The 24,045-nt window shown below is 64.9% G+C and carries 23 protein-coding genes and 1 other RNA gene; 14 read left to right on the forward strand and 10 right to left on the reverse strand.

Annotated elements, in window-relative coordinates:
- Positions 1–209 precede the first annotated feature (209 nt).
- Genes def through truA form a run of 4 tightly spaced genes read left to right on the forward strand, consistent with a single transcriptional unit; the run spans position 210 to position 2,912 of the window.
- The gene (gene def, locus AC0QTX_RS06970; RefSeq protein WP_474603105.1) at positions 210–728 is read left to right on the forward strand and encodes a peptide deformylase; all 519 of its coding nucleotides are present in this window, start codon (positions 210–212) and stop codon (positions 726–728) included.
- Positions 725–1,657, forward strand: a complete 933-nt coding sequence (fmt, locus tag AC0QTX_RS06975) for a methionyl-tRNA formyltransferase (RefSeq protein ID WP_474603106.1) — start codon at positions 725–727, stop codon at positions 1,655–1,657. The genes def and fmt overlap by 4 nt, the downstream gene beginning before the upstream one ends.
- Before the next feature lie 8 nt (positions 1,658–1,665).
- A complete protein-coding gene (locus tag AC0QTX_RS06980) occupies positions 1,666–2,160 on the forward strand; it encodes a GNAT family N-acetyltransferase (RefSeq protein ID WP_474603107.1) in 495 nt (164 codons plus the stop codon).
- 2 nt (positions 2,161–2,162) lie between these two features.
- Positions 2,163–2,912: a tRNA pseudouridine(38-40) synthase TruA gene (gene truA, locus AC0QTX_RS06985; RefSeq protein WP_474603108.1), complete on the forward strand. Its 750-nt coding sequence runs from the start codon at positions 2,163–2,165 to the stop codon at positions 2,910–2,912.
- Here the strand turns inward: truA and AC0QTX_RS06990 are convergent.
- The 3 genes from AC0QTX_RS06990 to dapD all read right to left on the reverse strand — a co-directional run bounded on the left by AC0QTX_RS06990 (position 2,904) and on the right by dapD (position 5,611).
- Positions 2,904–3,494 (reverse strand): hypothetical protein, encoded by a 591-nt coding sequence (locus AC0QTX_RS06990; RefSeq protein WP_474603109.1) that lies wholly within the window; start codon positions 3,492–3,494, stop codon positions 2,904–2,906. The genes truA and AC0QTX_RS06990 overlap by 9 nt on opposite strands.
- 103 nt (positions 3,495–3,597) lie before the next feature.
- Complete coding sequence (dapE, locus tag AC0QTX_RS06995) at positions 3,598–4,761, reverse strand: succinyl-diaminopimelate desuccinylase (RefSeq protein ID WP_474603110.1); 1,164 nt, start codon at positions 4,759–4,761, stop codon at positions 3,598–3,600.
- 4 nt (positions 4,762–4,765) lie between these two features.
- On the reverse strand, positions 4,766–5,611 hold the full coding sequence (dapD, locus tag AC0QTX_RS07000) for a 2,3,4,5-tetrahydropyridine-2,6-dicarboxylate N-succinyltransferase (RefSeq protein WP_474603111.1): 846 nt from the start codon (positions 5,609–5,611) through the stop codon (positions 4,766–4,768).
- A 152-nt stretch (positions 5,612–5,763) separates the two neighbouring features.
- Here dapD and AC0QTX_RS07005 point away from each other — a divergent pair, with 152 nt between their 5' ends.
- Positions 5,764–7,350, forward strand: a complete 1,587-nt coding sequence (locus AC0QTX_RS07005; RefSeq protein WP_474603112.1) for a sensor histidine kinase — start codon at positions 5,764–5,766, stop codon at positions 7,348–7,350.
- Here AC0QTX_RS07005 and recR read toward each other — a convergent pair whose 3' ends face one another.
- The 4 genes from recR to ffs all read right to left on the reverse strand — a co-directional run bounded on the left by recR (position 7,351) and on the right by ffs (position 10,323).
- Positions 7,351–7,956: a recombination mediator RecR gene (recR, locus tag AC0QTX_RS07010; protein ID WP_474603113.1), complete on the reverse strand. Its 606-nt coding sequence runs from the start codon at positions 7,954–7,956 to the stop codon at positions 7,351–7,353.
- Positions 7,957–8,025: 69 nt separating this feature from the next.
- Positions 8,026–8,346 (reverse strand): YbaB/EbfC family nucleoid-associated protein, encoded by a 321-nt coding sequence (locus AC0QTX_RS07015; RefSeq protein WP_474603114.1) that lies wholly within the window; start codon positions 8,344–8,346, stop codon positions 8,026–8,028.
- A 15-nt stretch (positions 8,347–8,361) separates the two neighbouring features.
- Complete coding sequence (locus tag AC0QTX_RS07020) at positions 8,362–10,197, reverse strand: DNA polymerase III subunit gamma/tau (protein ID WP_474603115.1); 1,836 nt, start codon at positions 10,195–10,197, stop codon at positions 8,362–8,364.
- A gap of 29 nt (positions 10,198–10,226) precedes the next feature.
- Positions 10,227–10,323, reverse strand: an RNA gene (gene ffs, locus AC0QTX_RS07025) — signal recognition particle sRNA small type.
- A gap of 249 nt (positions 10,324–10,572) precedes the next feature.
- Between ffs and AC0QTX_RS07030 the strand changes: the two genes are divergently transcribed.
- Both AC0QTX_RS07030 and nudC read left to right on the forward strand, forming a co-directional pair.
- Entirely contained in the window at positions 10,573–10,983 is a 411-nt protein-coding gene (locus AC0QTX_RS07030; protein WP_474603116.1) for an HIT domain-containing protein, read from the forward strand.
- A 3-nt stretch (positions 10,984–10,986) separates the two neighbouring features.
- Positions 10,987–11,889, forward strand: coding sequence for an NAD(+) diphosphatase (gene nudC / locus AC0QTX_RS07035; protein ID WP_474603117.1), 903 nt, complete (start codon positions 10,987–10,989; stop codon positions 11,887–11,889).
- Between the two features lie 841 nt (positions 11,890–12,730).
- Here nudC and AC0QTX_RS07040 read toward each other — a convergent pair.
- From AC0QTX_RS07040 to AC0QTX_RS07050, 3 genes are read right to left on the reverse strand one after another with little or no spacing between them, the layout of a single operon-like run.
- On the reverse strand, positions 12,731–13,264 hold the full coding sequence (locus AC0QTX_RS07040; protein ID WP_474603118.1) for an N-acetyltransferase family protein: 534 nt from the start codon (positions 13,262–13,264) through the stop codon (positions 12,731–12,733).
- A complete protein-coding gene (locus AC0QTX_RS07045) occupies positions 13,261–14,115 on the reverse strand; it encodes a prephenate dehydratase (RefSeq protein ID WP_474603119.1) in 855 nt (284 codons plus the stop codon). The genes AC0QTX_RS07040 and AC0QTX_RS07045 overlap by 4 nt, the downstream gene beginning before the upstream one ends.
- Positions 14,112–14,855 (reverse strand): 3-deoxy-manno-octulosonate cytidylyltransferase, encoded by a 744-nt coding sequence (locus tag AC0QTX_RS07050; RefSeq protein ID WP_474603120.1) that lies wholly within the window; start codon positions 14,853–14,855, stop codon positions 14,112–14,114. Before AC0QTX_RS07050 ends, AC0QTX_RS07045 begins: the two co-directional genes overlap by 4 nt.
- Before the next feature lie 289 nt (positions 14,856–15,144).
- Between AC0QTX_RS07050 and AC0QTX_RS07055 the strand changes: the two genes are divergently transcribed.
- The 7 genes from AC0QTX_RS07055 to AC0QTX_RS07085 all read left to right on the forward strand — a co-directional run bounded on the left by AC0QTX_RS07055 (position 15,145) and on the right by AC0QTX_RS07085 (position 24,045).
- A complete protein-coding gene (locus AC0QTX_RS07055) occupies positions 15,145–15,762 on the forward strand; it encodes a c-type cytochrome (RefSeq protein WP_474603121.1) in 618 nt (205 codons plus the stop codon).
- Between the two features lie 227 nt (positions 15,763–15,989).
- Positions 15,990–17,873, forward strand: a complete 1,884-nt coding sequence (locus AC0QTX_RS07060) for an extracellular solute-binding protein (protein WP_474603122.1) — start codon at positions 15,990–15,992, stop codon at positions 17,871–17,873.
- Positions 17,870–19,735 carry an extracellular solute-binding protein gene (locus tag AC0QTX_RS07065; RefSeq protein ID WP_474603123.1) on the forward strand — a complete coding sequence of 622 codons (1,866 nt, stop codon included), beginning with the start codon at positions 17,870–17,872 and terminating at the stop codon, positions 19,733–19,735. The genes AC0QTX_RS07060 and AC0QTX_RS07065 overlap by 4 nt, the downstream gene beginning before the upstream one ends.
- Before the next feature lie 39 nt (positions 19,736–19,774).
- On the forward strand, positions 19,775–20,143 hold the full coding sequence (locus AC0QTX_RS07070) for a DUF4260 domain-containing protein (RefSeq protein ID WP_474603124.1): 369 nt from the start codon (positions 19,775–19,777) through the stop codon (positions 20,141–20,143).
- On the forward strand, positions 20,143–21,255 hold the full coding sequence (locus AC0QTX_RS07075; RefSeq protein ID WP_474603125.1) for a microcin C ABC transporter permease YejB: 1,113 nt from the start codon (positions 20,143–20,145) through the stop codon (positions 21,253–21,255). Before AC0QTX_RS07070 ends, AC0QTX_RS07075 begins: the two co-directional genes overlap by 1 nt.
- A 1-nt stretch (position 21,256) precedes the next feature.
- Positions 21,257–22,420, forward strand: coding sequence for an ABC transporter permease (locus AC0QTX_RS07080; protein WP_474603126.1), 1,164 nt, complete (start codon positions 21,257–21,259; stop codon positions 22,418–22,420).
- Positions 22,417–24,045 carry an ABC transporter ATP-binding protein gene (locus AC0QTX_RS07085; RefSeq protein ID WP_474603127.1) on the forward strand — a complete coding sequence of 543 codons (1,629 nt, stop codon included), beginning with the start codon at positions 22,417–22,419 and terminating at the stop codon, positions 24,043–24,045. Before AC0QTX_RS07080 ends, AC0QTX_RS07085 begins: the two co-directional genes overlap by 4 nt.

The following is a 24,045-nucleotide window of genomic DNA, read 5'->3' on the forward strand; positions in this document are numbered from 1 at the left end:
GAGGGTGTTTTTAGGGGGGGTAAGGGTTCGGGTGGGGGGAGCAATAAAAAAAAAGTGTTTTGGGGAAGAAGGTGGGCCTCTCTTTTTCCCCACGAGGCACTTATGAATGATAAGCATCGGATCAGCCCCAAAAGTGGACCCACTTTTGGGTCCGATGCCTGAGACGAACGATTTGACCATCCTGACCCAAGCGCTTATCTCCCGCGATCATGACCATCAGACCTCTCGTCATCATCCCCGATTCCAAGCTCCGCCTGGTTTCCGAGCCCGTTAAGGAAATCACGGGCGAGATCCGCCGGCTTGCGGACGACATGCTGGAAACCATGTACGACGCCCCTGGCGTCGGCCTCGCGGCCATTCAGATCGGCGTGCCGGTCCGCATGGTGACCATGGACGTGTCGAAGTCGGAGGAGGAGCATCAGCCGATGGTGCTCATCAACCCCGAGATCCTCTGGTCCTCGGAGGAGAAGAGGGTTTACGAGGAAGGCTGTCTCTCGATCCCCGAATATTACGAGGAGGTCGAGCGGCCGGACCGGGTGCGCTTCCGCTACATGACCCTGCAGGGCGAAACCGTCGAGCAGGACGCCGACGGCCTTCTGGCAACCTGCGTCCAGCACGAGATCGACCACCTGAACGGGGTTCTGTTCATCGACTATCTGTCGAAGCTGAAGCGCGACCGGGTCATGACCAAGTTCAAGAAGGCAGCCAAGCGCGAGGCCGGCGCATGAGTCTGCGCGTCGTCTTCATGGGCACCCCCGATTTCGCGGTCCCCACCCTGTCTGAGATCGTCGGACAGGGTCATGACGTGGTGGCCGTCTACACCCGCCCGCCTGCGGCCGCAGGCCGGGGCATGGAGCTGAAACCCTCCCCCGTTCACAAGATGGCCGACCGGTTCGGCCTGCCCGTGCTGACGCCGAAAACCCTGCGCACGGATGAGGCCGCGGAGATTTTCCGCAGCCATGACGCGGATGTGGCGGTGGTGGTGGCCTATGGGATGCTGCTGCCGAAGGCCATTCTCGAGGCGCCGGAACTCGGCTGCCTCAACCTTCACGCCTCCCTGCTTCCCCGCTGGCGCGGCGCGGCACCGATCCAGCGTGCGATCATGGCCGGCGACAGGGAAACCGGTATAGCCGTCATGAAGATGGAGGAGGGCTTGGATACAGGCCCTGTTGCCATGGTCGAGAAGGTGGCGATCGCGCCTGATATGAACGCAGGCGAATTGCACGACAAGCTGATGGTGCTCGGCGCCGACCTGATGGTGCGGTCCCTCGCCGCCCTCTCGCGCGGCGGCTTGAGCTTCACGCCCCAACCGGAGGAGGGCGTCACATACGCCCACAAGATCAAGAACGAGGATGCCCTGATCGACTGGTCGAGGCAGGCGCAGGCGGTGCACGATCACATCCGCGGCCTGTCCCCCTTCCCGGGAGCCTACTTCACCGCCGATTTCGGCAAGGGGCAGGAGCGGGTGAAGGTATTGCGCGCCACCTTAGGAAAAGGCTCAGGTTCCCCAGGGACAATTCTGGACAATAATGGTATAATATCCTGTGGCGAGGGGGCCATCCGTCCCATACTGGTTCAACGAGCCGGCAAGGGCCCGGTGGCTTTTGAGGAATTTCTGCGCGGCGTGAGGCTTGGTCCGGGCGCCCGCCTTGGGTGAGGCCGCCTATGACGATCCGTCTGAAGGAATCCGCAGACTGGCAGGCGATCTATGCGATCTATGTCGCGGCCTTCGGACAATCGGCGGAAGCCGATATCGTGCGGATTATGCACAATGACGGAGACCTTCTCCTTTCCCTGATGGCCTATAACGATCAACCGGCAGGGCACATCGCCTATTCCCATCTGAGGCTGCTCGAGGCTCCTACCATCAAGGCCTGCGTTCTGGCGCCGCTGGCGGTGGTCCCTGCCTTTCGCCAGCAGGGCATCGGGGCACAGCTTGTGCGGCACAGCCTGGAGCGGCTCAGGAATGATAGCTACGATCTGGTCGTCGTTCTCGGCGAACCGCACTACTATGGGCGCTTCGGCTTCGACGCGAAGCTGGCGGAAAGGCTGAAAACACCCTATGACGGGCCTTATCTTCAGGCCCTTGCGCTTTCCGACCATGGGAAAGGCGCCCATGGCCCGGTCTCCTATGCCCGGGCCTTTGCAGAACTGAACTAGACATGCCTCGCTACAAGCTTGTCGTCGAATACGACGGCACGCCGTTCACCGGTTGGCAGCATCAGGCGAACGGCCTTTCCGTGCAGCAGGCGGTGGAGGATGCCATCGCGCGCTTCGCCGGCGCGCCGGTGCGCATCCACTGCGCCGGGCGCACTGACTCGGGTGTGCATGCCACCCATCAGGTCGTGCACGTGGACCTGGAAAAGGAATGGCGGCCGGATACGGTGCGTGATGCCACCAATTCCCACCTGAGGCCTGCACCCGTTGCGATCATCTCGGCACAGACCGTGCCCGAGACGTTCAATGCCCGCCTGTCCGCTGTGAAGCGCCATTACGTCTACCGCATCCTCAACCGGCGCGCGCCGCCGGCCCTCGAGGCGAGCCGGGTCTGGCACGTGGCATGGAAGCTCGATGCGGATGTCATGCACGAGGCTGCGCAGACGCTGATCGGGCGGCACGACTTCACCACGTTCCGGGCCGCCGAATGCCAGGCCAACAGCCCGATCCGCACCCTCGACCGTCTCGACGTGGAGCGGATCGGCGACGAGATCCGCATCCATGCCTCCGCCCGCTCGTTCCTGCACCATCAGGTGCGCTCGATGACCGGAACCCTGGAGCGGGCCGGCGCCGGGCGCTGGTTGGTGGAGGATGTGCGGGCGGCCTTGGAGGCGCAGGACCGCAAGCGCTGCGGACCCATGGCTCCGCCGACGGGCCTCTACCTGATCGGCGTCGATTATCCCGAGCTAGCCTAGGAGGCCCCGCATCGCGGTGCCGATGAAGGCATTGAGAACGATGCCGAGCACGACGATGCCCAGCGCCGGCAGGCTCGCGAGGCCCAGGGTCGACTTGGTGGCGAACCATTGCAGCCGGACGATGATGACCGCAAACGCCAGGCTGAAGAGGCTGGCGAGACCGGGCGGCGCCCAGCCCAGCAGCATGAGCATGGCCGGCACCGAGAGCACCATCATGCCGATGACGGAGATCCAGTTCGTGACGATCACGAACGGCACATAGGCCTTCTCGAGCCGGAGCCAGCGGGCGATCCAGATCATGGCGACCGGAGGCGCAAGGAAGCCCGCCACATGGCCGAAGGCTACGACGAGATCGAGCCAGACATTGTCCAGCAGCGGCCGGTCGGGCTGGAGCAGGCCGAGACGCAGGCGCTCGAAGGCCAGGGACACGATGTAGGCCGGAAGGGTCAGCCACAGGGCCGCGAAGGAGTGCCAGAAGCCACGCTCGCTCATGTCGAAGGCCTTCAGCCCCTCCGCCCTGCTGTTGAGCAGGTCCAGGGTTCCCCGGAACGACCGATTGACCTCATCCGCCGTGACGATCATGAGCAGCCTCAATGTGGAAGACGCTTGCTCACGAAAATGGATGGGCCTTGTCAAACGTTCCGCCCATTTTCCGACTTTAGTCTAAATAGTCAGGCTTCGTCTTTCAGGAGGCAGCGGCGAAGTAAGCGTCCAGCACCTTGCGGTAAATCCCTGTCAGACGAATCAAATCGGCAACCGGCACCCGCTCGTCGATCTGGTGCATGGTCTGTCCCACGAGACCGAACTCCACCACCGGGCATTCCTTCACAATGAAGCGAGCGTCCGACGTGCCGCCCGTGGTGGACAGCTTCGGCTGAAATCCGGTCTCGGCCTTGATGGCATCGGCGATGAAGCCCACGAAGGCGTTCGGCGGCGTCAGGAAGGCGACCGCATTGGTGGGGTCCATCGTGAGGCGGAAGCGTACCGTGTTGCCGGCGGCCTCGCGCAGGCGGCGGTCGATCTCCTCCTCCAGGCTTTGGGGCGTCCAGAGATCGTTGAAGCGGATATTGAAAGTCGCCCGCGCCTCGGCCGGGATGACGTTGGAGGCCGGATTGGCCACGTCGACCGTGGTGACCTCCAGGTTCGAGGCGTCGAAATGCTCCGTGCCATGATCGAGCGGCTCGCTCAGAAGCCCTGAGAGCAGGCGCAGCATGCCGGGGATCGGGTTATCCGCCAAGTGAGGATAGGCCACGTGTCCCTGCTTGCCCTCGACGACGACACGGCCCGTGAGCGACCCGCGCCGGCCGATCTTGATCATGTCGCCGAGCTGGTTGGGGTTGGTGGGCTCGCCCAGGATGCAGTGATCGAACCGCTCGCCCCGGCCCTTCGCCCATTCGAGGAGCTTGACCGTGCCGTTGATGGCGGGACCCTCCTCGTCGCCTGTGATGAGGAAGCCGATGGAGCCTTTGAAATCCGGGTTGTCGCGGATGAAGTCGAGCGCCGCCGCCATCATGCAGGCGATGCCGCCCTTCATGTCGACCGCGCCGCGTCCGTAGAGTTCGCCGCCATGGATCTCGCCGCTGAAAGGGTCCTGGGTCCAGCGGGTCGCATCGCCCGGCGGAACCACGTCGGTGTGGCCGGCGAAGAGCAGATACGGCCCGCCTTGGCCGTACCGAGCATAGAGGTTTTCCACGTCGGGCGTGCCGAACTCGGAGAAGACCGGCCGGTGCACCTCGAACCCTACCTCCTTCAGCACGCCCTCGATGAAGGCGAGCGCCCCGCCCTCCTCCGGCGTCACGGAGGGGCAGCGCAGGAGGGACTGGGTGAGAGCGAGGGGGGAGTGTTCCATCGGATCAGTCGCGCAACAACTCGTTGATCCCAGTCTTGGCCCGTGTCTGCGCGTCGACGCGCTTCACGATGACGGCGCAGTAGAGGGACGGTCCAGGGCTACCGTCCGGCAGGGGCTTGCCGGGAAGAGAGCCGGGCACGACGACCGAGTACGGCGGCACGCGGCCAACAAAAACCTCACCGGTGTTGCGGTCGACGATCTTGGTGGAGGCGGACAGAAACACGCCCATGGAGAGCACCGAGCCCTCGCCCACGACCACGCCTTCCACCACCTCGGAGCGGGCGCCGATGAAGCAGTTGTCCTCGATGATGGTGGGATTGGCCTGGAGCGGCTCCAGAACGCCGCCGATGCCGACGCCGCCGGAGAGGTGCACGTTCTTGCCGATCTGGGCGCAGGAGCCCACCGTCGCCCAGGTGTCCACCATGGTGTTCTCGTCCACATAGGCGCCGAGATTGACGAAGGACGGCATCAGCACCACGCCCGGCGCGATATAGGCGCCGCGGCGCACGGTGCAGTTCGGCACGGCGCGGAAGCCTGCGGCGCGGAAGCGGTTCTCGCCCCAGCCGGCGAACTTGGACGGCACCTTGTCCCACCAGGTGGCCTCCCCCGGCCCGCCGCCGATGACCTCCATATCATTGAGGCGGAAGGAGAGCAGCACGGCCTTCTTGAGCCATTGATGCACCTGCCACTCGCCGCCGGCGGCCTTTTCGGCCACGCGAGCCTTGCCGGAATCGAGCAGGCTCATGGCCTCCTCCACGGCCTCGCGCACGGCACCCGTCGTGGTGGGGCTGACATTGGCCCGGTCCTCCCAGGCGGCGTCGATCGTTCGGGCGAGGTCGGTGGTGGACATGAACAGCTCGGGGCAAGGGTTTCGTTGCCGTCTGATTAGCAACGGCGCTCCGGCCTGTCACCTGATCTATGTTGTGGACCGGCATAACGGCCTAGAATAGGGTCCTGTCTGCACCCGTTCCGCCCACAGCCTCGGACCTGAGCTCCCGCCGCATGATTCCCGTCCGCGATATGCGCAGCGTTCTCTACGCCACGGCGATCCTGTTCGCCGTAGCGGTGATCGGGATCAGAGGGGCGTTCCTGTGGCTTGAGTACCGCAGCGCCTTGAATCGCGCCGAGGCTTCAACGCAGGATCTCGCTCTTCTGATGGAGGAGTATGCCAAGCGGACGTTTGAGACGAGCGACCTCCTCCTCAATGACATCATCGCCTATGTGCGCCTGAGAGGCGGCGTCGGCGCCTTGAGCGAAACGACCGACGCCAGCCAGTACCTCGCCGGATTGACGCTGAGGTCCTCCGCCAGCGATCTGTTCCTGATCATCGACCGGGATGGCAAAGTGGTTGGGGTATCGATCCCGCAGTTGGGGGAGTCGGTGGGCTTTGCGGACCGGTCCTGGTTCAAGGCCCATCGAGCCGGTGCTGAAAGCTTTGTGGGCGGCGCCATCGTCGGCCGGCTTACCAAGGAAATCCTCTACACCTATTCCCGCCGCATTCCCGATCTGAACGGCGATTTCGACGGCGTGGCGCAAATTGCTCTCCGTCCGGCCTTCCTGCAGGAGATTTCACGGCCCGACATCGAGGACGACAACATCATTCTCGGTCTCTGGGGCCGGGATGGGCGCGTCATTGCACGCACCGGCCTCACGCCGAACCAGACGGACATGGGCGTCAGCCACACGGCGCTCTTCAACGAGATGGAGGGACAGCGCAGCGGAACCTACCGCGCCAACGACATGGGCGATGGAATCGAGCGGATCATCTCCTTCCGCCGGCTGGAACGCTGGCCCGTGACCGTCACGGCCAGCGTGCCGGTCGCAACGGCCTTGGCAGCCTGGACGACCGGCTTCTACTGGAGCGCCGGAATCACAGCGCTGGTGCTGGTCGCTCTCTGCTGGCTCACCTGGATCGGCGTCAGGCTCAGCCATCAGACCGAAACCACCCAGAAGGAGCTGCAGCGCGCCAACGAAAGCCTAGGCACCGCCCTTTCCGACAAGGTCATGCTGCTGCAGGAAATCCATCATCGGGTGAAGAACAACCTGCAGGTCACATCGAGCCTGCTGCAGATGCAGGCCCGCCGCTTCTCGGATCCGAGTGTGAAGTCTGCCTTTCAGGAAACGCAGGACCGCCTGCGCTCCATCGGCCTCATCCACGACATTCTGTATCGAAAGGACACGGGCGGGACGATCGATCTGCAGGACTACCTAGGCCGGCTGGTTCATGAGCTGTCTGCGACCTACGGGGCGGCGGCTCGGGGGATCGCCGTCGACCTCGAGGCCGAACCGATCATGATCGACCTCGACCGCGGCGCTCCCCTGGCGCTCGCTGTCACCGAGGCGATTTCCAATGCCTTCAAGCATGCCTTCGGACCGGGCGAAGGCGGGAGCATTCTCGTCTCGGCGCGACGGATCGACGGCCGTATCGAAATCGTCGTGCGCGATACGGGCAGAGGGGTATCGGACGCGCCCGAAAGCGCCTCGTCTCTCGGCATGAAGCTGATCCGGTCCTTCGCGCAGCAACTCGGCGGCCAGTTCAGCCTCACGGCGGATGGCGGCACGGTGTTCCGGCTCGAGATACCGACCTGATCAGAAAGACGTGCGCTGGCGGATCGCCGCCGAGAGGGTGCCCTCGTCGAGATAATCGAGCTCACCGCCGACCGGCACGCCATGGGCGAGCTTCGTCACCTTGAGGGGCAGGTGTGCGAGCAGCTCGGTGATGTAATGGGCCGTAGTCTGCCCATCCACCGTGGCGTTGAGCGCCAGGATCACCTCCGTGACGCCCGCCTCCGAGGCACGGGCAACGAGGCGCTCCAGGTTCAGGTGCTCGGGACGGACGCCGTCGAGCGGCGAGAGCACGCCGCCGAGCACGTGGTACTTGGCGCTGACCGCGCCCGAGCGTTCGAGCGCCCAGAGGTCGGACACGTCTTCCACCACCACGAGGATCGAGGGGTCGCGCTTGGCATCCCGGCAAACGGTGCAGGGATCCGACGTATCGACATTGCCGCAGGACGTGCACACGACGATGCGCTCGTTGGCGATGCGCATGGCATCGCTCAATGGGTTGAGCAGCGTCTCGCGCTTCTTGATGAGATGAAGCGCCGCGCGCCGCGCCGAGCGGGGACCTAACCCTGGCAGGCGGGCCAGCAGCTGGATCAGGCGCTCGATCTCGGGGCCGGCAACGTGCTGGGCCATTCAGGTTCTCTTTTGCTTGTGTCGCATCCTCTGATGCGAAGAACCGGTATCCACTTCTTAGCGCGATGCTCAGAACAGCTTGAGGCCGGGAGGCAGCGGCAGGCCCTTGGTGATGCTCTCCATGCGCTCCTGGGCGGCGCGCTCCGCCTTGCCGCGGGCGTCGTTCATGGCAGCCACGATGAGATCCTCGAGGATCTCCTTCTCGTCCGGATTCATGAGCGAGGGATCGATGCTGATCGCCTTCAGGCTGCCCTTGCCGGTCACCTTCACGGTCACGACACCGCCGCCGGCCGTGCCGTCGACTTCGAGGGTGTCGAGCTCGGCCTGGGCATCCTGCAGCTTCTGCTGCATCGCCTGAGCCTGCTTCATCAGTCCCATGATGTCCTTCATGACCGCATCCTTGTTCTAAAACAGATCGTCGTCTTCTTGAGTCTCGTGCGCAGCCGCCGCATCCTCTTCGCCGAGGATCTCGGTCTCCGCATCCTCGCCTGCCTTGTCGGAACGCTCGATGACGTTCACGATCTGCGCGCCGGGAAACTTGGACAGCACCGCCTGCACCAGGGGATGATTGGCCGCTCCTTCCTTGCGCTCGCGCTCGGCGGCAACCGCCTTCTCGTGCAGGGTCGGAGCGCCCTCCTCGGAGGAGAGCGCCACCATCCAGCGCTCGCCGGTCCATTGCTGGAGGGCGCGGGTGAGATCGTTGGCGATGGTGCGGCTGCCGGTCTCGGTGAGGCTGAGCTCGATCCGGCCCTCCTCGAAGCGCACGAGTCGCACGTCCCGCTCGAGCGCTGCCTTCAGGACGATCTCGCGCTTCTCGCCGGCGAGCGCCACCACATCCTCGAAGCGCCGCAGGCGCATGGTCGGCTCTGCCGGTGCCGCCTGAGCGCGCGGCTGCGGCTGGGCTTGAGACGTCGCGAGAGCCATAGTGCCCGACGTGGCGGGGCCGGAAGGCCTGCTTGACGGCGCAGGCGCCGGCCCGCCTGCAGGCAAGGGGGCCCCGTCCTTCAGGGCGCGCAGAGCCTCGTCCGGCGTCGGCAGGTCGGCCGCATAGGCGAGGCGCACGAGCACCATCTCGGCCGCCGCGATCGGGCGGTTTGAAGATTGCACCTCGGGAATGCCCTTCAGCAGAATCTGCCAGGCTCGCGACAGGGTCCTGACCGAGAGCTTCCCGGCGAAGTCGGTGCCGCGGGTGCGCTCGATTTCGGAGAGAGCGGGATCCCTGGCGGCTTCGGGAATGAGCTTGAGGCGGGTGACGATGTGCGAAAAGGCCGCGAGGTCGGACAGGACCACCGCCGGATCCGCGCCGGCATCGTACTGCGAGCGAAGCCCCGCGAAGGCTGCCAGCACGTCGCCGCGCATGACCGCTTCGAAAAGATCGATGACCTGGCTGCGGTCGGCGAGACCCAGCATGTCGCGCACCGTGTCGGGCGTGACCACGCCGGCACCGTGCGCAATGGCCTGATCCATCAGGGACAGGGAATCGCGCGCTGAGCCTTCCGCCGCACGGGCGATCCCCGCGAGTGCTTCCGGATCGGCCCGCACGCCCTCGGCCTCGCAGATGCGGCTTAAGTGAGCCACGAGCTTGTCCGCCTCGATGCGGCGCAGATCGAAGCGCTGGCAGCGGGACAGGATGGTGACGGGCACTTTCCGGATTTCGGTGGTGGCGAAGATGAACTTCGCGTGCGGCGGCGGCTCCTCCAGGGTCTTCAGGAAGGCGTTGAACGCCTTCTCCGAGAGCATGTGGACCTCGTCGATGATATAGACCTTGTAGCGGGCCGAGACCGGCGAGTAGCGGATGCCGTCGATGATCTGGCGGACGTCATCGATGCCGGTGTGCGACGCCGCGTCCATCTCCAGCACGTCCACGTGCCGCGATTCCATGATCGCTTCGCAATGGACGCCCAGTTCCGGCATGTGGATGGTGGGAGCACCGGCCCCGTCGGGCCTCTGGTAGTTGAGCCCGCGGGCCAGGATCCGGGCCGTGGTGGTCTTGCCGACGCCGCGGACGCCGGTGAGCATCCAGGCCTGGGGAATGCGGCCGGTCTCGAAGGCGTTCGAGAGCGTGCGGACCATCGCCTCCTGGCCGATCAGGTCGTCGAAGGTGCGCGGGCGGTATTTGCGGGCAAGAACGCGGTAGGGCGAGGCCGGCGCTGCGGCAGCAGCCGCTGAAGCAGGCGCGGCGGGGAAGCCAGGCAGGGCCGGCTCGTCGTTCAGGGGCGTGCCGGCTGTGGTATCGTCCATCGACTGCAGGGCTTTGGAGAAACTTGTAAGGTGGGAGGCTGGACGAAGACCCGTTCGGTCTCGTTAGGGCTGCTTCCTTCCGGACCTGACCCGGTTGGCGAGTGAGACGTCCCTCGCCAACCTCCCACCGGCTATATGAGGGCATCGGCCCCGAAACGCAAGTTGGAAACGGGCCACCTCTCCGGTCATCCCCGCTGTCCACTGCGCCCCGTGTCATTCCCGGCCGGAGCAAAGCGGAGGGGAAGGGAATCTATGGCGCTGCACCCAGTCGCGGATCCCCTTCCCTCGCTCCGCTTGGCCTGAGGATGACACTGGGAACAGGGATAATACAGGAGCGATGCTGACACGCTGCGGCAGGCTCGGTTACATAGCACCATGACATTCCAGCTCGATTCCCGGCTCGAAGCCGACACGATCCCGGTCGGCGACCTCGCCCTCTCCTCGGTCCTGCTGCTGAACGACGCACGCTTTCCCTGGTTCGTCCTGGTGCCGCGCGTCGCGGGGGCAAGCGAACTGACGGACCTGTCCGAGGAGCAATCCGGCCAGCTCATGCAGGAGATCCGCATCGCCACCAAGGTCATGCTGGAGCTCTCCAAACCCGACAAGGTGAATGTGGGGGCCCTGGGCAACATCGTGACGCAGCTTCATGTTCACGTGGTCGGGCGCTTCCGCTCCGACCCGGCCTGGCCCGGTCCCGTCTGGGGGCACGGCGCCCGGATGCCCTACCCTCTTCACGCGGCCTCCGCCCTGATCGAGCGCGCCGCCACTCTTTTCGCGGCGGCCTGACCCATGACCCGACCCATTGCCTACATCACAAACCCGCTCGTCCGGCACAGCGCGGAGCGGGACCCGGAGGCGATCGCCAACGCGATAGCCAACCCCTGGACCGCCCTGGTCGTCCTGGCGGGCGACCTGCCCATCCTGCAGACGGGCGAGCCGGGCACGAGTCTCTTGCCCGCCACGATCCTGGGGCGCCTGCCCGCCCATCAGGAACAGGTGTTCCTGGGCACCCTGAACGACCGTCCGGTGGTGGCGACCCTGGCCGCTCCCGAGGCGGCCGAGCTGTTTCAGGACGACCCCGTCTTCGCCGCAATCGACCTGCGGTCCATCGCCATGCGCGGCCTCGTGCCCGCGGAGGAGCTCGGGCTCCTCGCCATGGCGAAATCCCTGCTCGACTGGCATCGGCGCCACCGCTTCTGCGCCAATTGCGGTGCGCCGACACAACCCGCCCAGGCCGGCTTCCGGCGCGACTGCGCCGCCTGCAGCGCCCAGCATTTTCCGCGCACGGATCCGGTTGTCATCATGCTCGTGACCCGGGGCGGGAAGTGCCTCATGGGCCGCCAGCCGCGCTTCCCGGAAAAGATGTACTCCTGCCTCGCCGGTTTCTTGGAGCCGGGGGAGACCATCGAGGACGCAGTGCGCCGGGAAACCTTCGAGGAGGCCGGCATTCGGGTCGGCGCAGTGCGCTACCTCGCCTCCCAGCCCTGGCCCTTTCCGTCGAACATTATGATCGGCTGCATCGGGGAGGCCCTCACGGACGACATCGCCTTCGACGGCGAGGAGCTGGAGGACGCCCGCTGGTTCACCAAGGACGATATCCGGCGCATGCTGGAGGGCACCCACGAGGAATTCCTGGCGCCCGCCCCGATCGCGATCGCGAACCACCTCATCCGGGAATGGGTGAAGGATTAGGAGAGCTTCTCCCTCGACAGCGTCATCCGGACGGCGGAGCCGATCCGGGATCGGGTGCATGATAAAGTACCAAAACCTCAGCGCTGTCATCCCCACGCAGGTGGGGATCCATAACCGCGATCTTGCACCAGTCCGGCACTGGCAACGGTGATGGATCCCGGGCTCGGCTATGCCGCCCCGGGATGACAGGGCCGGCTGGTTTGCACGATCTTGATCTGCGCTGACGCTCCGTCCGGGATGACGTTCGCTGTCAAAGAGCCAGCGCCTTCGGGCCCGCAGCCTGAGCTGCGAGCCTGAAGGTCAGTCGAGGGTGGCGCGATGGGCAGCCCGGCTCGATGGGTGTGGTGGGAAGTGAGAGCCGAACTGCTCGTCACGCGCGGTTTGTTTCAGCGGACCTGGAGGCATGCCAGATCGGCCACCCGCGAGCACAGGCGTGCGCGACCTGCGGCAGGACCGCTCCCCGTCCCACTCTTGCGACGCCTCGCGAGCGCGCCCCTCGTCGGGCGAGGATGTGCAATGATATAGCTGATCTTAGCAGAACTGTCAAGGACAAAGTGAGAACGTTACACCGCTCCCCTCTCTCCTCCGTCCTCATCCTGAGGAGGTCGCTTAAGCGACCGTCTCGAAGGATTGTCCAGAGAGCCCTGGAACCTCCTTCGAGACGCAGCCTCACGGCTGCTCCTCAGGATGAGGTCAGAGTGTGTGAAGACACAGATCCCCGGGACAAGCCCGGGGATGACGTGGAGGGTGGCAGTGGGGGTGTCATTCCCGCTGGAGCACAGCACCATGGATCCTCTTCCCGGCCTCGCGGCCACCAGGGTGACAAGCGGGTGAAGCGGGTTCAATCCCGTGAGGCGAGCTCGAACCGATACGCGACCTCGGTGAGCATCTGACCACGCACATCGAAGGACTGCTCGGGCCCCGGCTGTCCGCCGAGTGCCTCGTAGAAGCGGCGAGCCCCGAGGTTCTCCTTCAGGGCCCACAGGCCGACTGAGCGGATTCCGTGGGCAGCGAGGTGGTCGAAGACTCCGGCCATGAGCGTGCGGCCGATCCCCTGCCGCTTGACCTTGTCGAGAAGGTACATTGCGAAGATCTCGGCCTCGGTCCCGAGCAGGTCGGCCCCCTTGCCCCAGATCGGCCCGCCTCGAATGAAACCGACGATCTCGCCGTCATCCGTTTCTGCCACGAGAAGCCTGGCCCTGGGCTCCGGCTCAGCCAGAGCCCTTTGCCACATCTTCATTCGCTCTTCGACGGAGAGGCCCGCGAGTGCCTCCGGCGTGAGGAAGCTCTTGTAGGACTCGCGCCAGCCCTGAACGTGGGCCCTGGCGATGCCCTCCACATCAGCCTCGACGGCATCGCGGATGCGGATCGTCACTCCGCCGCTTCCTTGATCTTCGCCCGGAACGGATCGGCCGTGTAGACGCCGAGGATGCGCAGCTCGCGGGAGAAGAACTCCAGTTCCTCCAGGGCGCGCTTGAGGTTGGCGTCCTCCGGGTGGCCGTCCACCTCGGCGTAGAACTGCGTCGCCAGGAACTCGCCTTCGAGCATGTAGCTTTCGAGCTTCGTCATGTTGATGCCGTTGGTGGCAAAGCCCCCGAGCGCCTTGTAGAGCGCCGCCGGCAGGTTGCGGACGCGGAACACGAAGGACGTGACGGTGGGCTCGCTTCCAGGCGGAGCCCATTGCGGCGTCTTGGACAGGATGACGAAGCGGGTTGTGTTGTGCGCCTCGTCCTCCACGTTCTCGGCCAGGATCTTCAGACCGTAGATGTCGGCCGCCATGCGCGGCGAGAGCGACGCCCGAGTGGGATCCTTCCATTCCGCCACCTCCCGCGCAGAGCCGGCGGTGTCGCCGGCCACGTGCGCTTTCAAACCCAGCTTGCGGATGATCTTGCGGCATTGACCCAGCGCGTGGACGTGGCTGTAGACGTCCTTGATAGTGCCGAGATTGGCCTCAGGCGTGGCCATCAGATGAAAATGGATCGGCAGAAAATGCTCGCCGACGATGTGCAGACCCGAGGTCGGCAGCAGGTGATGGATGTCGGCCACACGGCCCGCGATCGAGTTCTCAATCGGGATCATGGCAAGGCTCGCCGGGCCCTCGTTCACGGCGGCAAAAGCATCCTCGAAGGTCGGGCATGGCAGAGCCTCCCAGTCGGGGCGCGCCTCCGAGCAGGCGGTGTGGGAATTGGCGCCCAGCTCGCCTTGGAACGAAATAAGCTTGCTCATGATGTCCTCCGGGCCGCAATGATCTCGCGCGCCCTTTCCAGATCGTCAGGGGTGTCGACGCCCAGCGGCACGTCGTCTACGACGACGGCATCGATGCGCATGCCGGCCTCCAGCGCGCGCAACTGCTCCAGCTTCTCGCGCAGCTCCAGGGACGACGGCTTCAAGCTGACGAAACGCTGCAGCGCTCTGCGGCGGTAGGCGTAAAGGCCGATGTGATGATAAAGCGGGCCGTCCCCGTAGGGTGCGGTCGTCCGGGTGAAGTAGAGCGCCCGGAAACGGCCCTGGGCAACCTCGCTCCCCACCATCTTCACCACATTGGGGTTGGTCTTCTCCTCTTCCCGCTTGATCACGGCCACGAGCGTCGCCAGATCGACCTCAGCATCCAGGAGCGGGGTGATCGAAGCCGCAATGGCCCGGGGATCGACGGTCGGCAGGTCACCCTGCACGTTCACGATCACGTCGTGCCGCCCCTCCGGGTCGAGCTTTTCCACAGCCTCGAAGATGCGGTCGGAGCCGGAAGCATGGTCGGCCCGCGTCATGACGGCCTGACCGCCTGCCCGTGTTACGGCGTCGGCGATCTCAGGCGCATCGGTGGCGACCGCCACCGGCCCGATTCCCGCCTCCATGGCCCGGCGCCACACATGGACGATCATGGGCTCGCCCGCGATATCGGCGAGCGGCTTGTTCGGCAGGCGCATCGCCGCAAGGCGGGCTGGAATGAGGACGAGGGGGTCGGACATGGCGCGATCTTCAGGGCAGAGGGTCTTCAAGGGCGGAGGTCTTGAGCGTCCTTAGCAAGGCGGGTCCTGTTTGTCATGGGTGCGTGCGGCACTCTATCTGGGACCTTGAGCGGCCCGAATTCGTTGCAACCCAGAACTGCGACCATGAGAACGGCGAAAACTCCCGGAAACCCCATTGTCAAACCCCCATGACAACGGCTAAGCAACGCCCCGACGCGGGCACCCGCCCGCGGGTCCTTTCTGCTGCGCTGGTTTCGCCGCTTGTCCGAAGGCGAGGAGAGCCTCATTCATGAATATCGAGACCAATAAGATCGCGGGTGCCGTGTTCGCCTCGCTTCTCTTCGTGGTCGGCGTCAACGTCATCGCCGGCGGCCTGTTTTCCCCCCATAAGCCCGCTGTACCGGGCTATGACCTGCCGGCCCCCGAGGAAGGCGCTACCGCCGATGCGGGCGCCGCCGCTCCGGCCGAGCCGCTTCCGGTTCTTCTCGCCAGCGCGGACATCGCCAAGGGTCAGGCCGCGGCCAAGAAGTGCGCCTCCTGCCACACCTTCGAGGAGGGCGGCGCCAACAAGGTCGGGCCGAATCTCCACGGGGTCGTCGGACGTGCTCTCGCCTCTCATGCGGGCTTCAATTATTCGGGAGCCCTCAAGGGCAAGGGCGGGGATTGGAATTATGAGATCCTGAACGCCTTCATCCAGAACCCCAAGCAGGCCGTCCCCGGCACCATCATGGCCTTTGCAGGCATCGCCCAGGCCAAGGAGCGGGCCGATATCATCGCCTATCTGAAGTCGATCTCCCCCAGTGCTCCTCCGTTCCCCGAGGCATCCGCCGCGGCGGCTCCGGCCAATGCCGCCGCTCCTGCGGCGCCCGCCGCTGGCGGAGCTCCTGCGGCTCCTGCGGCCCAGTAAGGCTCTTCACCCTCGCATTTCCGAAAGCCGGGCCTGAAAGCCCGGCTTTTTCTTTTGAGCCGCCTCCCCTTTCAGGCGTTGTCCCTTGCGCTCGCCCCCCAGCGCCCAAAAATGTAGCTAGCGCATCGTGCGGAAAAGCGGACCCGGTTTTCCGCCTCGAACGATGCGCCAGTATAGATAAGATGCATCGGATGGATCCCAAAAGTGCAAATCCACTTTTGGGTCCGATGCTTAAGACAGACGCCTCACATCCTAGGAGACGCCGTGTGATCCGTACCCTTCTGCCGAGCCTCCTGGCTGCCTGCCTTGCCTTCAGCCCCCTCGCAGCCCAGGAAGCGCCATGGCGGCACGGATCGGTCCTGCTGGACGAACCGAAATACCCTGAAGCCTTCAAGCATTTCGACTACGTGAATCCAAATGCTCCGAAAGGAGGGCTGGTCCGCCTCGGCGCCCAGGGCACCTTCGACAGCTTCAACATCGTGGTGGCCGGCGTGAAGGGATCCCCCGAACAGGGCCTGGGCCTCGTCTACGAGACGCTCACCACCTCCGCCCTCGACGAGCCGAACTCGTCCTATGGCCTCCTGGCCGAGGCCTTTTCCTACCCGGAGGATTATTCCTCCGTCACCTTCCGCCTGCGCCCGGAAGCGCGCTGGCACGACGGGAAGCCGGTGACGGCGGATGACGTGATCTTCTCCTTCGAAGCCCTCAAGGCCAACAGCCCCACCTATGCCTTCTACTACGCCAACGTGACGAAGGCCGAGAAGGTGGCTGAGCGGGAGGTGAAGTTCACCTTCGACGAAAAGGGCAACCGGGAGCTGCCGCAGATCATGGGACAGCTGCTCGTCCTGCCCAAGCACTGGTGGGAAGGCACCACGCCGGACGGGCGCAAGCGCGACATTACCCAGACGAGTCTGGAGCCGCCGCTGGGCTCAGGCCCCTATCGTCTCAAAAGCTTCGAGGCGGGCCGCACCGCTGCTTACGAGCGCGTGAAGGATCATTGGGGGGCCAACCTCAATGTGTATGTAGGCCAGAACAATTTCGACGAGATCCGCTTTGAATATTACCGCGACGCAACGGTGCTGCTCGAAGCCTTCAAGGGCGACCGCATCGATTTCCGTTCCGAGAACAGCGCCCGCAACTGGGCGGTCGGCTATGACTTTCCAGCACGCCAGGAAGGACGTGTGATCCGTGAGGAGTTCCCCTTGCGGGCGAGCGGACGGATGCAGGCCTTCGTTCTCAACCTCCGGCGCGATCAGTTCAAGGATCAGCGCGTCCGCCGGGCCTTCAACCTCGCTTTTCCGTTCGAGGAGCTGAACAAGACGATCTTCTACGGGCTCTACGAGCGGCCCTCGAGCTACTTCTACGGATTGGATCTCGCATCGTCGGGACTGCCCGAGGGCAAGGAGCTGGAGATCCTGGAATCCGTCCGCGACAAGGTTCCGCCCGCCGTCTTCACGACGCCTTACAAGAACCCGGTCAACGACTCCCCCGAAGCCATCCGCAACAACCTGCGCGAGGCCGACCGCCTGCTGAAGGAGGCGGGCTGGGAGGTGAAGAATGGCCGCCGCGTCAACGCCAAGGGTGAGGTTTTCAGCGTCGAGCTTCTCGGCAGCAGCCCCAACGACGAGCGCATCTTCCTGCCCTATGCGGATGTTCTCAAGCGTCTCGGCATCGCCGCGACGGTGCGCACCGTGGACGACGTTCAGGAAACCAACCGCACCCGCGCTTTCGACTTCGACATCACCACCGGCCTCTGGCCTCAGTCGTCATCGCCCGGCAATGAGCAGCGTGAATTCTGGGGCTCGCAGGCAGCAAGCCGCGAAGGGTCGCAGAACCTCGCCGGCATTGCGGACCCTGCGGTCGACGCACTGATCGATCGCGTGATCTTCGCCAAGGATCGCGACGAGCTGGTTGCCGCCACGAAAGCCCTCGACCGCGTGCTGCTGGCGCACGACTACGTGGTTCCGCAATGGACGTCGCTCAAGCAGCGCACCGCCCGCTGGGACCGCTACAGCCATCCCGAGAACATGCCGCGCTACGGCGCCGCCGCCTTCCCGACAATCTGGTGGTACGATCAGGCCAAGGCCGCCAAGACCGGAGCACCGCGATGAGAGCGTTCAGCCGCCGCAGAATCCTTCAGACGGGGGCGGCGGCCGCCGCTCTCTCGCTCCTCCCTCGCACGGGTTGGGCACAGGAAGGCAACGGGATTGAAACCCATGGCCTCTCCAGCTTCGGCGAGCTGAAATACGCGCCGGACTTCAAGCTTTTCGACTACGTGAACCCGGCGGCACCGAAAGGCGGCACGCTGGCGATCCAGATCAAGCAGACCTACGGCAACCAGAACTTCGACACGTTCAACACGCTGAACATCTTCGTGCTGCGGGGCGACGGCGCTGCCGGGATGACCAGCACCTTCGACAGTCTCATGGTGGGCTCGGGCGACGAGCCGGATGCGCTCTACGGGCTTGTGGCGAAAAGCGTGCGCATCTCCGACGACAAGCTGACCTACCGCTTCGCCCTAAGGCCGGAAGCGCGCTTCCACGACGGCTCGAAGCTGACGGCGAGGGACGCGGCCTTCTCCCTGAACATCCTCAAAACCAAGGGGCATCCGCTCTATTCGCAGCTCCTGACGCAGGTCGCTACAGCCGAGGCGGAGTCGGACGAAGTCCTGCGCGTGCAGTTCACGCCCCAGCGCAGCCGCGATCTGCATCTGGTCGTTGCCGGCATGCCGATCTTCTCCGAGCGCTACTGGCAGGGCAAGGATTTCGAGGCCTCGACCCTGGAGGCGCCGCTCGGCTCCGGCCCCTACAAGGTCGGGCATTTCGAGCAGGGCCGCTTCATCGAGTTCGAGCGCGTGCCCGACTACTGGGCCAAGGACCTGCCCGTGAATGTGGGGCAGAACAACTTCGACCGCGTCCGCTACGAGTATTTCCGCGACCGCACGGTCGCGTTCGAGGCCTTCAAGAACGGCACCCTGAACTACAACGAGGAATACACGTCCCGCATCTGGGCGACCGGCTACGACTTTCCGGCCATGCGCGAAGGCCGCGTGAAGAAGGAGGAGATCGAGAGCGGCGCCCCCTCCACCATCCAGGGCTGGTACTTCAACATGCGGCGCGACGCCTTCAAGGACCCGCGCATCCGCGAGGCCATCGGGCTCGCCTTCGATTTCGAATGGACGAACGCCAACATCATGTTCGGCCTGTTCAAGCGCACAGGCTCGTTCTTCGAGAACAGCGACATGAAGGCGGCAGGCAAGCCCTCGCCTGAGGAGCTTGCGCTGCTGGAGCCGTTCCGCGACAAGCTGCCGGCCTCCGTGTTCGGTGAGCCTCCCGTGCCGCCGGTTTCCGACGGCACGGGTCAGGACCGGCGCCTGCTGCGACGGGCGGACGAGCTTCTGCGCGAGGGCGGGTGCAAGCGCGACGGCGGCGTGCTCAAGCTGCCGAGCGGACAGCCGTTCCGGATCGAGTTCCTGGACTTCCAGCCCTCGCTCCAGCCCCATACCCAGCCTTTCCAGGCCAACCTGAAGCGGCTCGGCATCGATGCGGTCTCGCGCATCGTGGACGCCGCCCAGTATCAGCGCCGGATGGAGGAGTACGATTTCGACATGGCGAGCCGGAACCTGAGCGGCTCCTCCACGCCGGGCGACAGCCTGCGGCTGGTCTACGGCTCGGCCGCGGGACAGCGGCCTGGCTCGCAGAACATCGCCGGGATTAACGATCCGGCCGTCGACGCGCTGATCGAGACCATCGCCACCGCCAAATCGCGCCGGGAACTCACCATCGCGGCCCGCGCCCTGGACCGGGTTCTCCGTTCGGGCCATTATTGGGTGCCCATGTGGTACAGGGCCAGCGAATGGCTCGCCTATTGGGACCAGTTCTCGCGCCCGGCGACGAAGCCGAAGCTCAGCTCGGGCGCGCCGGGAACCTGGTGGTACGATGCCGAGAAGGCTAAGCGGATCGGGCGAGGATAAGGCTTGGATACAGTTGTGACGACGCGAAATGAGGCGGACATGCCCCGCCTGCTTCTGCGCCTCGAGGGCCTGGCTCTCTTCATCCTGGCCACATGGGCCTTTGCCTATACCGGCACCTCCTGGTGGCTCTATGCGGTTCTCTTCCTGACGCCCGATCTGAGCTTTGCAGGCTATCTCGCTGGTCCCCGGCTGGGCGCCGTGGCCTACAACGCCCTGCACTCCACTCTTGGCCCTGCTGGCCTGGTGGGGCTTGGTCTTTTCCTCGATCACTCTATGCTGCTCGGGCTCGCCTCGATCTGGGCGGCGCATATCGGGTTCGACCGCATGTTGGGATACGGCTTGAAATACACCTCCGGCTTCAACGACACCCATCTCGGCCGCATCGGCCGGCAAGCAGCAGGCGCTTGATGCTGGCCTATATCGCGCGTCGCGTCCTCCTCATGATCCCCACCCTCCTGGGGATCATGCTCATCTCCTTCGTGCTCGTTCAGTTCGCCCCCGGCGGTCCCGTGGAGCGCATCATCGCCCAGATCCAGGGGCAGGATTCCGGCGCGACGTCGCGCATCTCCGGCGGAGGCGGCGATATGGCGGGCGGAGGCCAGTCACCCGGGGGCGGCGCAGGCGATGCCTCCTCGTCCCGCTATCGCGGCGCTCAAGGGCTCGATCCGCAATTCATCAAGCAGCTCGAAACGCAGTTCGGCTTCGACAAGCCGGCCCATGAGCGCTTCCTGAAGATGATCTGGGATTATGCGCGCTTCGATTTCGGCAAGAGCTATTTCCGCGACATCTCGGTGCTGGAACTCATCAAGGAGAAGCTGCCGGTCTCGATCAGCCTTGGCCTCTGGATGACGCTTCTGTCTTACGCCATTTCGATCCCGCTCGGCATCAAGAAGGCGGTGCGGGACGGCTCCACCTTCGACATCTGGACCTCGGCCGTCGTCATCATCGGCTATGCGATCCCGGGCTTTCTCTTCGCGATCCTCCTGATCGTGCTGTTTGCCGGCGGTTCGTTCTGGCAGTTCTTCCCCCTGCGCGGGCTCACCTCCGAGAACTGGGCCTTCATGCCCTGGTACATGCAGATCGCGGATTACTTCTGGCATCTCGTTCTGCCCATCACGGCCATGGCGCTCGGAGCGTTTGCCACCTCGACCCTGCTCACGAAGAACTCCTTCCTCGACGAGATCCGCAAGCAATATGTGCTCACCGCACGCATGAAAGGCCTGTCCGAGCGCCAGGTGCTTTACGGCCATGTCTTCCGCAATGCCATGCTCATCGTCATCGCGGGCTTTCCCGGCGCCTTCATCGGGGCGTTCTTCGCAGGCGCGCTCCTCATCGAGACGATCTTCTCCCTCGACGGGCTGGGGCTCCTGTCCTTCGAGTCCATCGTGAACCGCGACTATCCGGTGGTCTTCGCCAACCTCTACATCTTCTCGCTGGTGGGCTTGGCGGTGAACCTCGTGTCCGACCTCACCTATACCTGGATCGATCCGCGGATCGATTTCGAGACCAGGGAGGCGTGAGATGAACGAGAACGTGCCCGTCGTCTCTCCTGCCTCCTCGCCCGTTGCGCCGCCCCTGCCGCGCCAGGGCTTCATCAAGCTGTCGCCGCTCAACCGCCGGCGGCTGGAGAACTTCAAGGCGAACCGTCGCGGCTACTGGTCGTTCTGGATCTTCATGATCCTGTTCGTGCTCAGCCTGTTCGCCGAGCTCATCGCCAACGACAAGCCGATCCTCGCCTCCTACAAGGGCGAGATTCTCTACCCTGCCTTCGTGAATTATCCGGAGGAGAAGTTCGGCGGCTTTCTCGCGGTCACGGATTATCGCGATCCGGTGATCGGCAAGGAGATCCAGGACAACGGATGGCTGCTCTGGGCTCCCGTCCGCTTCTCCTACACCACGCACAACCTCGACCTTCCCGTTCCGGCCCCCGCGCCGCCCACCTGGATGCTCACGGACGATCAATGCCGGCCCATTGCGGAGCGCAACGGCGGCACGGGCTGCAACGACATCGAGTGGAACTGGCTCGGCACGGACGATCAGGGCCGTGACGTGGTCGCGCGCCTCATCTACGGCTTCCGCATCTCGGTCCTGTTCGGCCTGACGCTCGCCGGCATCTCCTCCATCATCGGCATCCTGGCCGGCGCCGTGCAGGGCTATTACGGCGGCTGGACGGATCTGCTGTTCCAGCGCTTCATCGAGGTCTGGACGGCCATTCCCTCGCTCTACCTGCTCATCATCATTTCGGCGGTGATCACGCCGAGCTTCTTCGTGCTTCTCGGCATCCTGCTGCTCTTCTCCTGGGTGTCCCTGGTCGGCGTGGTGCGGGCCGAGTTCCTGCGCGCCAGAAACTTCGAGTATGTGCGCGCGGCGCGGGCTTTAGGCCTCTCCAACGCCACCATCATGTTCAAGCATCTCCTGCCGAACGCCATGGTGGCGACGCTCACCTTCATGCCGTTCATCATCAACGGCTCAATCACGACGCTGACCTCCCTCGACTTCCTCGGCTTCGGTCTGCCGCCGGGCTCGCCATCGCTCGGCGAGTTGCTGGCACAGGGCAAATCGAACCTTCAGGCTCCCTGGCTCGGCCTTGCAGGCTTCTTCGTGATCGCCCTGATGCTCAGCCTTCTCATCTTCGTCGGCGAAGCGGTCCGCGACGCCTTCGATCCGCGGAAGACGTTTCGATGACAGAGCCCCTCCTCTCCGTTCAGGACCTCTCCGTCGCCTTCCGCCAGGTCGGGCGGGACATGCTCGCGGTCGATCGCGTCTCCTTCGACGTCATGCCGGGCGAAACGGTGGCGCTGGTGGGCGAGTCGGGCTCCGGCAAGTCCGTCACGGCGCTCTCGGCCCTCAAGCTTCTCCCCTATCCGTCCGCGCATCACCCCTCTGGCCGCATCCTGTTCAAGGGCAGGGACCTGATGCCGGCGGACGAGAACGAGATGCGCAAAGTCCGCGGCAACGACATCACCATGGTGTTCCAGGAGCCGATGACCTCGCTCAACCCGCTCCACACCATCGAGCGGCAGGTGGGCGAGATCCTGAGGCTGCATCGCGGCCTCAGCGAACGCGAAGCGCGCGCCCGCACGCTGGAGCTTCTCGACCTCGTGGGCATCCGCGATGCGGAGAGCCGGCTTGGCGCCTATCCGCACCAGCTGTCCGGAGGCCAGCGCCAGCGCGTGATGATCGCCATGGCGCTCGCCAACGAGCCCGACCTCTTCATCGCCGACGAACCGACGACGGCCCTCGACGTGACGGTGCAGGCGCAGATCCTCAAGCTGCTTGCCGAACTGAAGAGCAGGCTCGGCATGTCGATGCTGTTCATCACCCATGATCTCGGCATCGTGCGCAAGATCGCCGACCGCGTCTGCGTGATGCTCAAGGGCAAGATCGTCGAGCAGGGAACGGTCGAGGAAGTCTTCGGCAATCCGCAGCATCCCTACACGCAGCGGCTGCTGGCAGCGGAGCCCAGGGGCCGCGCCAATCCCGTTTCGCACGATGCGCCTGTCATCGTCGAGGCAGGTCCCATCAAGGTCTGGTTTCCGATCAAGCGCGGCTTCTTTCAGCGCACAATCGGCCATGTGAAGGCCGTCGACGGCGTGTCCGTGCGCGTGCGTCGGGGCGAGACGGTCGGGGTCGTGGGAGAATCCGGCTCCGGCAAGACGACACTGGGGCTCGCGATCCTGCGCCTCGTTCAGTCGGAAGGTCCCATCGTGTTCCTTGGCAACCGCATCGACGGCATGCGCGCCAAGGACATCCGCCCGATGCGCAAGAACCTCCAGGTGGTGTTCCAGGATCCTTACGGCTCGCTCTCGCCGCGCATGTCGATTGCCGAGATCGTGGAGGAAGGACTGCTCGTCCAGAACAAGAATCTCACCTACGCGCAGCGCCGCGACGTTGTGGCGAAGGCCCTGCAGGATGTGGGGCTCGATCCCGCTACCATGGACCGCTACCCGCACGAGTTCTCCGGCGGCCAGCGCCAGCGCATCGCCATCGCCCGCGCCATGGCGCTGGAGCCTCAGTTCATCATGCTCGACGAGCCGACCTCGGCCCTCGACATGTCCGTGCAGGCGCAGATCGTCGAGCTCCTGCGGGATCTGCAGAAGCGGCGCGACCTCGCCTACATGTTCATCAGCCACGACCTGAAGGTCGTGCGGGCGCTCGCCAACCACGTGGTGGTGATGCAGAACGGCCAGATCGTCGAGGAGGGATCGGCCGAGAGCATCTTCGCGGCACCCCGCACCGATTACACCAAGGCGCTCTTCGCCGCCGCCTTCAATCTCGAGACGGCCGCCTCGAATGCGGTCCGGGAATAG

The organism is Microvirga sp. jy35 (assembly GCF_056148915.1).